Raw genomic sequence first — 9,298 nt, 5'->3', positions numbered from 1 at the left:
ACTCGATTTTTGAACTGGGTTTAGTTTGGTGTTGTCTTTTTTCCTGACTCATTGACCTGTTCCTTAAAGTAAATTTCCAATTCTCATGAATCAGGGGCTTGACATCTTACCGCTGGACTTTATAAACAATAAGGTTAACTATACCTTTTATTCTATCCGAAGAATTGTATTTACGTTTCTTATCGATTGCTGTTTGATGGAACAGAACGCCAAAGGTGAGAAAAGCCGATTTGCCTCGCATATCGCAACCGTACATTTTTCGTTTTTTCTCGACAAAAGAAGCGTTGTTGCTGACGGCACTGGAGGTATCCTGGGCGCGAGTGATCGAGTCTTTCCGCAAGGACATTGAGACGACACCGTCGGAACGGCTGGAGACCGACCTGATCCGGGCCTATGAGGATATTCTGGACTCGCATCAGAATGAAGCGCTGCTTCAGATGCAGGCTCAGACGATCCGGGAAGACGCGATTCAGGAAGCGATGCGTAATGGATACGGGGAAGTCCGCCGAATGGTTTTGGACGCCTTCCGCGCAGCCGGCATTTCGAATCCCGAGGAACGAACGATGCTGTTCCTGGCCCGGGGGATGCTGTGCAATATTTCGGCAGCACTGGACATGCCCGATTTGATGGAAAAATGAGAAGGGGATATCACTTTTCATAATTTGTGATTGACTAATCAATCACAGAATGCTATATTGGTTTCAAGTAAGTGATTGATCAATTACAAATACATGAATGAGGTGATCTATTTGAAAAAAGCGATTGTCGTAGGAGCAACGGGAGGTACAGGTGCTACGGTAACGGAGGAATTGGTCAAGCGGGGGATTCGGACGGTGGCGTTCGGGAGATCTCGCCAGAAGCTGGAGAGGCTTAGTGCCGGACTGGGTTACCCGGAACATTTAACGATTGCCGTAGGTGACGCCTTCCGTTCGGATCACATCGTCTCTGCTTCGGAAGGCGCTGACACCCTATTCCATTGCGCAAACGTACCGTATCACGAAATGGTAAGCAAGCTGATTCCTCTGGGCGAATCCGTGATGGAGGCAGCCGACCGGCTGAACTTGAAGGTAGTCGTCATCGACGGCATCTATCCTTATGGAAGAAGACAGATGGAGCGGGCGACCGAAGAGCACCCGAAGCAGCCGCATACGAGGAAGGGCAAGACCAGGCTCGCTTACGAGAAGATGCTGTTCGCCGACCGTTGGAGCCGGGCCAAAGTCATGATCGCCCGCTTGCCGGATTATTACGGCCCCACGGCGAACGACGCTTCTTATCTGGGCTCTACGCTCGCAGCGATCGCGGCCGGCAAGATGGCATTTTTCATCGGCAATATGCGTGTCCCCCGGGAATTCGTCTACTTGCCGGACGCAGCGTTCATGATTGTGGAGCTCGCCGCAAGGGACGATGCTTATGGGGAGAACTGGCATATTCCGGGCGCAGGTTTGATCTCGGGGAAAGAGATCGTGCGAATCGCCCGCCAGGCGAGCGGAAGCGCCAAACCTGTCATTCCGCTTGGAAGAATCGGCCTCTCTTTGCTCGGCATGGGCGTACCGGTCATGAAGGAGGTAGTGGAAATGCTCTATTTGACGGAAGAACCGCTTGTCTTGAGTGGGGACAAATACGAAAGGTTGATCGGACCGATACGGTCAACGAGTTTCGGGGAGGGAATTACGGATACGATCCGCGCGTTGCAGACAAGAATTGAATGAATCCATGTTATCATTATGCGGGAGAGGTAATGGTGAAGGGTTAGGCGGATTACGCCTAGCCCTATTGCTGTCTCGTGCCGAAAATTTGATTTCTTTCGTCCCTCGATATAATTAGAGTACGCTCGCCCTTCCGGATTTTGATTGATGCAAGACGGAATTTTGACATTTGCATTCTTTTCATTTATTATCAAGGATATAAGGAGTCTTTTAAATCCTTTAATTACCTTGGGCTGCTTTTCTTGATTGCGTTTCTAAAGCGGTGTAAGATAGGGGGAGAATAGAAACGGAGAAGTGATGTGTAGATGAAATTTTCCAAAGCGACGGATTATGCCCTTCATACGATGTTGTTTCTTTGCAAATCTCCTTTCGATAAGCCCGTGGGGGTGCAGCAGCTTGCTGAGCAGCAGCAAGTGTCGCCAACCTATTTATCGAAAATATTGACCAAGCTTGCAAAGGCCGGAATGATCGAATCAATTTCCGGCGTGAACGGAGGGTATCGCCTCAAACGAAACTGGGAGGAAATTTCCTTTTTGGATATCATTCATGCCATTGAGGGGACAGCCTCGTTATTTGAATGCGGTCTGCATCATAATCCAGGATGTTTGATTCAACAGGTTATGGTTGAGGCGGAAAATAAAATGGAAGTTTTTTTGAGAGAGCAGAAAATATCCGAGCTTGCCAAGAAAGCAACCAACATGTGGGATAGCGGCATAAAATAGTCCAAACAATCTTGTTGCGGGATTGGCATAGGAGAGAGAAATGGCAATCGTTGACGGCGGACGACCCATCATATGCGCTAACGAAACGAATACACGCTAATCGCCTGCAAATCGCCTTGTTGCTCATGTAACGAAACTGAAACACGCTAATGAGGGAGAAAAGGCGGTAAAACCGCCGATTTTCAATGAATAAAGAGACGTACTTTCGTTAGATTGGGAACATCTACATTTTGAGCCCAATAAGGATTGTCAGTTTCGTAAGCGCCAAATAAGGGGCGTAAGTCCGCACGGATCGCCTTCCAATCTAGGGAGGTATTCCCTATGCCAATGGGTTAGGGAAAGAGTTAGGCCATCTTTCTATTTTTTTACTCCAAATTACAGATTTAATATACCTATAATAACTTTATTGCAAATGGCTTCCGCCATTATTGTTCATTCGGAAGCAACGAATTCATGACGTTTGAAGGAACTTTTGAAATGGAGGTATATGTTGACAATGGAAAAACAACTTTTCGACGTAGCGATTATTGGCGGCGGCCCGGCAGGGTTGAACGCCGCCCTGGTGCTTGGACGGGCGAGGAAGCACATAGCGGTGATCGATGAAGGCCGTCCCCGCAACGCCGTGACCCGCGAGGCCCACGGATTTCTTACCCGCGACGGGATCAGGCCTGGCGAATTTCGGCGCATTGCGAAGGAAGAGATTAGCGCCTACCCCTCCGTCCGCTTCGTGGCGGAAACGGCCGTGTCGATCGCGGGGACGGACGGACGGTTTCAAATAGAGACCGAGCAAGGGCAAACGATTGCAAGCAAAAAGATATTGTTTGCCGTCGGCATGAAGGATCGGCCGCTAGGCATTCCGGGGCTCGCAGAGGTATACGGGAAAAGCGCGTTCGTCTGCCCGTATTGCGACGGCTGGGAATTAAGGGATCAGCCGCTTGTCATCATTGTGAAGGGAGCCGGGCTCATGCATTTCGCTCCGCTCATATCCGGATGGACGAACCGTTTTACCGTCTGCACGAATGGCCCCGATGAGCTGACGGATACTCAGCGCGAGGAGCTCCAACGGCATCAAGTGCCTCTGTACGATTCGCCGATCCGATCCATCGATTCAAACGAAGGGATCGTGCAGCAAGTCGTTCTCGAAGACGGGACGACTGTTCCATGCAGGGGGATCTTTTTCCAACCGGAGCTGGTTACGGGATCGGACCTGCCGCGAGCTATCGGATGCCAGATGACGGAAGCGGGGGCGGTTGTCGTCGACGAGTTCGGAAAAACGAACGTTCCGGGCGTTTATAGCGCCGGGGACGCGGCATCGCGAATGTACCAGGCCATTGCTGCCGCCTCGATGGGCGCAATTGTCGCCGCGGCCATGAACAATGAACTCAACATGGAGGCCTGGAACCGAAACGGATGAGGATTTTTTCCGGTGCCTCATCATACGAACGGGAACGTAAATTAAAATCAAATAGCGGCAGCCATGTTTTATTTTTTCATGGTTGCCGCTATTTTATTATTATATCCTTGATTTGGCGCAATTGGCAAGTAAACAGTCGCTCTTTGCTAGTTACAGATTGGCATTGAGTAGGTATACTATAATAACTGTCCAGCCAACAAGGCAGGACGCCAATCCAAAGCTAGCGAAGGTGTAAGCAACTGGAGGAGGCCCTTAAGTATGACGTCTCATACCTTTAACCGTATTAAAATGCCGGCAGGTTTTTGGGCAGGATTGCATCAATTAGGGATTGCCGCCCACGATGTGGTTCGCAAAGCGCGACTGCCGCTAACCGTTATGAATGAAACAGTAGTGACTACTGAGCAATATTTCGCGATATGGCAGGCTTTTTCCGATCTCATTGGCGACCCTGCGATAGGAATTGTCAAGCTTGCGACCGCCTTTGAAACAGCGAAGTACCCGCCGAGCGTCTTAGCGCCTTACCACGCTCGCGACTATCGCGACGCTTTAAACCGTATGGCCCGGTACAAACAATTGTGCCCCCCCGAAAGCTTGCGTATCACCGAGAAGGGCGAGCTTTGTGTGATCGAACTGGAATGGCTGCATACCGAGCGACCCGGTCCGCCAATGCTGATTGGCATCACGCTGGCGTCTTTGCTGGAGCTAGGGCGCCGCGGCACAGGTCAACACTTGACGGCGCATCGAGTCGAATTTGCGCATGCCATGGGCGATGTACAGGTCCTTGAAGCTTACTTCGGCTGCCGAATCCGGATTGGCGCACAATATAACCGCTTGACGCTGCTTCGAAGAGATCTGGACCGCCCCTTTGTCTCGTACAACGAAGAGTTGCTGGAGGTTCTTACTCCCGTATTGGACCGATCGCTCGATGAACAGCAATGCGGCCGTTCAATTACCGAGATGGTCAAATGGATCATGAAACGCAGCTTAGCGGGGGGACGTCCCGATATTCAGGCTGTAGCGGGCGAGTTGGGGATGAGCGATCGTACCTTGCAGCGCCGCCTCGCCGACGAAGGCACGAGTTTCAAACATTTGTTGACACAAGCTCGACGCGAGCTGGCACGAGAGTACTTGGCAGACCCTGCGATCGATATGAAAGAAGTGGCCTTCCTGCTTGGATATGAAGACCAGAACTCGTTCTACCGTGCTTTCCGCCTTTGGGAAGGTCATACTCCTTCAAATTGGCGTGCTAAATTATAAACGAAAAGGAGAAATGAATCATGGATATGGGATTAAACAATAAAACAGCTTTAGTTACAGGGTCTACGAAAGGTATAGGGAAAGCAATTGCCATTGAACTAGCCAAAGAAGGCGTGAATGTACTCATTAACGGACGAAATTACGAAGAGGCAGAACGAATTGTAAATGAAATTAAAGCGGATTTCCCGGCCACCTCTCCTCAAAATGCTGCAGCCGATCTTGTGGATGCAGAGCAAAGAGAAGCTTTATTCAAAAAATATCCTCATATCGATATTTTGGTTAACAATATGGGGATTTATGAAATTATGCAATATGAGGACATTGACGATGAAGTATGGGAAAAATACTTCCGTACGAATGTACTTGCCGCAAATGGATTATCCAAATTTTATTTGCCTACAATGTTGAAAAACGACTATGGCCGCATTCTCTTTATTGCGAGCGAAGAAGCAATGATGCCTTCAGGACAAATGCCTCAATATGCAGTGACAAAATCAATGCTGTTATCATTGTCAAAAAGCTTATCGAAATTAACAAAAGGAACGGAAGTTACCGTCAATACGATCATGCCGGGACCGACACTCTCCGAAAATGTGCATCAAATCATTGAGGGCATGTACCCTAATGAAGATCTGACTTTTTCGGAAAAAGAGAAAAAATTTATGGCGGCAAACCTGCCTCAATCTGAAATACAGCGATTTATCAAGCCTTTTGAAATAGGCAGATTAGTTGCATTTGTATGCAGTCCTTATGCATCCGCATTTAAAGGTTCGCCAATCCGTATGGATGGAGGAATGGTGCCGACTATTTTTTAAAATAACTCACCTTGGTTGCGTAAAGAAGACATCCGAAAGGGTGTCTCTTTTTTCATTTCGCCATAATGATTGACACCGAACAGAAATAGCCTTAGAATAAAATTGTTTCATTTGAATAAATATTTTTAAATGTTATTTGTCTTTATTTTTATTTAATCGGTTTTTTTATTTATTTCAACGAAATAATTTTGCATTGAAAAGGAGGTTGGTATATGGCTCGAAAACGGATATGACCGGTGCTATACGAAATAGAACATCTTCGGCCTGCCCATATTGTTTCTTATGAAACTAATTTTTGGTATAATGAAAAAAACAATGAGTCGAGGAGCTTGCGTGATCATGAGAACGAACGATATGTTGAAAACCGCCATCCATGAGAATTTCATTCGATTTTTTCATCAAAAAGAACAATATGAGAACCGGGAAATCAGCGTTTTTCTTGAAGAACTGCGAAAAATGATAGAGGCGGTACCAGCCCTCAACATGACGGAGGTGCACACTATCGCCTGCATTGGCGAGCAGGAACCGATCAACGTCACTTCTATTGCCGAAAAAATGAATCTAAGCAAAGGGAACACCTCCAAGGTAACCAATAAGTTACTGAAGACAGGTTGGGTACGTAAAACCCAGCTCAACGATAATAAAAAAGAAGTGTACTTTCGGCTAACGCCGGCCGGGAAGAGACTCTATGCTCTTCATGACGAACTCCATAACAAGGAGCGGCAAAGGATGTACGAGTTTTTGAATCAATACAGCGAAACCGAGCTTGATTTTATAAAGCGGCTGTTTGGAGATTTGGGTGACTTTTATCGTTAAGAACATGATGAAATCACTAACAGTTCCATTACCTTGTCCGTTTTAGAGCAAAAGCGGGGGTGAAAGCATGAATTTCACGAAGATCATCAGAGAGCGCAGAAGCATACGGAGGTTTAACCCAGCTCCCGTAGATCAGGGGTTGGTGCTAGAATTGCTCAACGCAGCGCGGCTCCTATATCCATCCAGAGAGGAGCCGGCTTTCCGGTGCGTGTATGCGGGAACGGCGGATTCCAGGGAACGTCTGGCTGCCTGCATGCTTGAGCCGTTGGTGAAGAACAGACTGGTCAAATGGCTTCCGGAGAAAGTGCGGGAATTCGTTCGGAAAAGAGTTACCGATATTCCGGGCCATCTCATCATCATAGCCGAAACGGATGCGGACAGAAGGAATAGTGACATGAATTATGCGGCGGTTTGCGGTATGATGCAAAATTTTCAGCTTCTTGCCTGGCAACGTCAACTTGGTACGTTGTGGGACACGGAGCCGATGATGCAGAGCAAGGAACTGTTCAATCTGTTGAAAATGAATCCCAATGAGAGGCTTGTTGGCATTTTTCATCTCGGATACTTTGACAAGATCCCGAAAGCCAGAACACGGACGCGAGCAGAAAAGAAATGGACCGTATTATCGAGTTGAAGAGGGGGACGTTGAATGATGCCGGCAGCGGTTCCAAAGGGGAAGGAGGGGCATTCATTGCGCTATAGCGATCAACCCGTTTCCGAAATTCATATATTGGAATTATTGAATGTCGCAGTATGGGCTCCTAACGACGGCTTGCGGGAGCCTTGGCGTTTTATCTTCGTTGGATCCGGCAGCACAGACGTAATGTCCGGATTGCAAGATCAGGCTCCGGCCTATCTGATATTGGTCGTAAAGGAAGATCGCGATCTTCATAAAAGGGAAGAAGATTTGGCGGCAGCATGCTGCCTCATGCAGAATTTCCGTCTGCTCGCGCAGGAGAGCATGCTCCATGTGCGAATGACAATGAATGATTGGATTTATGACAGAACCTGCACCCGTCGTTACGGCGTTCAAAATGACGAACGTATTGTTGCGGTGCTGGAAATGGGCTACCTTGAACAAACCATTGAGCCTGTGAAAGAAGAGAACTGGAAGGATCTTGCCTTTGAGTTGTTGTAAGATTGCAAACATACGTCGAACGCAAAAAGGACGAGAAGCGGCGTCTGATTCGCTTCTTTCGTCCTCTTTTTGCTTGAGCATGATATATGATTTGTTACCGATAACTACGCTGTCTCGCGCAGCTTCTACAACTTCAATCCGAGTGAACAGTCTCTGTATAAGCCTAAAGTTTCCACTAGTAATCTAAATGTAAAATGAAAGAGATATTAAAAATGTGGATTTGAACTTTTGGTTTTTGATAAACTTTTTGTATTATTCTTTATTAAATGAACTAATAAGGCGATTAAAGGCAAAGCTGTTCCAATGAGTAAAGTTACTTCACTATTAAATTTATAGTAAGTATAACTTCCAATCCATGAACCAAAGGCTCCTCCCAAAAAGAAAATAGTCATATATAATCCATTAAGCCTATTTCTTATCTCGGGATTCAAACCAAAGATCACTTTTTGACCTAATAATAAGTTTCCTGATACACCAATATCAATACTAATGCCTGAGATAAGAATTAAAATGACAGTAAATAGTGAATGGTCTTTAACAAAAAATAATAGTACGATAGATAATAGTACGAGCGCCATTGATACATTAGTCATTGCAAAAATATAACCTTTATCTGCTATTTTACCAATAGTTGGAGTTAAGAAAGCTCCAGCTATTGCAACAAAGCCAAATAATGCAATTTCATTATTTGAAAAATATAATGGCTCAGACCTTAATAAAATTGGGATAACTGTCCAATAAAGACTAAATGTTGCAAATAAACATGCGTGATAAAATGCTCTTTGTTGTAGAGGAGATGTATTTATTAGTAGCTTCATCATAGAAGCTATTAAATTTGGATATAACATGTTACTAGTCGAGACTACTTCATAGTTGGGCAAAAATTTTATAATTAACAGTAATATGACAACTAGTGTTATTAATGAAAAGAGAAATACTATTCTCCAGCCGAACCAATCAGCTATTCCGATAGATAATGGACGAGCAACCATAATTCCAATCAATAAACCACTCATCACTTTACCCACATATTTACCTGTCTGTTTAATGGGCACAATCCTCATTGTTAGTGGAACTAACATTTGAGCCGCACAGGCTCCAATGCCAATTATGGTTGTTACTATTAAAAAAACAATTCCATTTGTGGAAATTAATGTACCAGCTAATGAAATCATTGTAAGCCCGATAAGAATTCCTATTATTTTCTTACTTTTAAATAAATCAGCCATCGGTACGATAAAAAATAATCCCAATCCATATCCAATTTGTGTCAGGGTAGTAAGCAATCCAGATAAAGCAGAAGAGATGTTCAAATCTTTTGCAATGAATTGTACAATTGGTTGTGCATAATAAATATTTGCGGCAAGTGAACCACAACTAATTGCCAAAATAAATATTAGAAAATTTGTCTTTTTAGTCACCTTTATCAT

Annotated in this window: 10 protein-coding genes; 9 read left to right on the top strand and 1 reads right to left on the bottom strand. The window is 45.6% G+C overall.

The window, feature by feature from the left end:
* Positions 1-230: 230 nt before the first annotated feature.
* The 9 genes from KQI79_RS23820 to KQI79_RS23780 all read left to right on the top strand — a co-directional run bounded on the left by KQI79_RS23820 (position 231) and on the right by KQI79_RS23780 (position 7,868).
* A complete protein-coding gene (locus KQI79_RS23820) occupies positions 231-638 on the top strand; it encodes a TetR/AcrR family transcriptional regulator (protein ID WP_253298370.1) in 408 nt (135 codons plus the stop codon).
* A 111-nt stretch (positions 639-749) separates the two neighbouring features.
* Complete coding sequence (locus KQI79_RS23815) at positions 750-1,709, top strand: NAD-dependent epimerase/dehydratase family protein (RefSeq protein WP_230193399.1); 960 nt, start codon at positions 750-752, stop codon at positions 1,707-1,709.
* A 302-nt stretch (positions 1,710-2,011) separates the two neighbouring features.
* On the top strand, positions 2,012-2,428 hold the full coding sequence (locus KQI79_RS23810) for an Rrf2 family transcriptional regulator (protein ID WP_216540813.1): 417 nt from the start codon (positions 2,012-2,014) through the stop codon (positions 2,426-2,428).
* A gap of 496 nt (positions 2,429-2,924) precedes the next feature.
* On the top strand, positions 2,925-3,842 hold the full coding sequence (locus tag KQI79_RS23805; RefSeq protein WP_216540812.1) for an NAD(P)/FAD-dependent oxidoreductase: 918 nt from the start codon (positions 2,925-2,927) through the stop codon (positions 3,840-3,842).
* Between the two features lie 258 nt (positions 3,843-4,100).
* Positions 4,101-5,099 carry a helix-turn-helix transcriptional regulator gene (locus KQI79_RS23800; RefSeq protein ID WP_216540811.1) on the top strand — a complete coding sequence of 333 codons (999 nt, stop codon included), beginning with the start codon at positions 4,101-4,103 and terminating at the stop codon, positions 5,097-5,099.
* 20 nt (positions 5,100-5,119) lie between these two features.
* The gene (locus KQI79_RS23795) at positions 5,120-5,914 is read left to right on the top strand and encodes an SDR family NAD(P)-dependent oxidoreductase (protein WP_216540810.1); all 795 of its coding nucleotides are present in this window, start codon (positions 5,120-5,122) and stop codon (positions 5,912-5,914) included.
* Positions 5,915-6,253: 339 nt separating this feature from the next.
* Positions 6,254-6,730: a MarR family transcriptional regulator gene (locus KQI79_RS23790; protein WP_216540809.1), complete on the top strand. Its 477-nt coding sequence runs from the start codon at positions 6,254-6,256 to the stop codon at positions 6,728-6,730.
* Positions 6,731-6,797: 67 nt separating this feature from the next.
* Complete coding sequence (locus KQI79_RS23785; protein ID WP_216540808.1) at positions 6,798-7,364, top strand: nitroreductase family protein; 567 nt, start codon at positions 6,798-6,800, stop codon at positions 7,362-7,364.
* 15 nt (positions 7,365-7,379) lie between these two features.
* Entirely contained in the window at positions 7,380-7,868 is a 489-nt protein-coding gene (locus KQI79_RS23780) for a nitroreductase family protein (RefSeq protein ID WP_253298369.1), read from the top strand.
* Positions 7,869-8,074: 206 nt separating this feature from the next.
* Here the strand turns inward: KQI79_RS23780 and KQI79_RS23775 are convergent, their stop codons facing one another.
* Positions 8,075-9,298: an MFS transporter gene (locus KQI79_RS23775; protein ID WP_216540807.1), complete on the bottom strand. Its 1,224-nt coding sequence runs from the start codon at positions 9,296-9,298 to the stop codon at positions 8,075-8,077.

Source organism: Paenibacillus sp. MSJ-34, assembly GCF_018918005.1.
In the GTDB taxonomy this organism is placed as follows: domain Bacteria; phylum Bacillota; class Bacilli; order Paenibacillales; family Paenibacillaceae; genus MSJ-34.
Note: the sequence above shows the minus strand (reverse complement) of the source record. Positions and strands in the feature narration are given on the sequence as shown.

Bases quoted from the DNA above. Each gene is read 5' to 3' on its own strand.
- KQI79_RS23810 (WP_216540813.1), top strand. From the start codon at position 2,012: ATGAAATTTTCCAAAGCGACGGATTATGCCCTTCATACGATGTTGTTT.
- KQI79_RS23805 (WP_216540812.1), top strand. From the start codon at position 2,925: ATGGAAAAACAACTTTTCGACGTAGCGATTATTGGCGGCGGCCCGGCA.
- KQI79_RS23800 (WP_216540811.1), top strand. From the start codon at position 4,101: ATGACGTCTCATACCTTTAACCGTATTAAAATGCCGGCAGGTTTTTGG.
- KQI79_RS23795 (WP_216540810.1), top strand. From the start codon at position 5,120: ATGGATATGGGATTAAACAATAAAACAGCTTTAGTTACAGGGTCTACG.
- KQI79_RS23790 (WP_216540809.1), top strand. From the start codon at position 6,254: ATGAGAACGAACGATATGTTGAAAACCGCCATCCATGAGAATTTCATT.
- KQI79_RS23785 (WP_216540808.1), top strand. From the start codon at position 6,798: ATGAATTTCACGAAGATCATCAGAGAGCGCAGAAGCATACGGAGGTTT.
- KQI79_RS23780 (WP_253298369.1), top strand. From the start codon at position 7,380: ATGATGCCGGCAGCGGTTCCAAAGGGGAAGGAGGGGCATTCATTGCGC.
- KQI79_RS23775 (WP_216540807.1), bottom strand. From the start codon at position 9,298: ATGATAAAGGTGACTAAAAAGACAAATTTTCTAATATTTATTTTGGCA.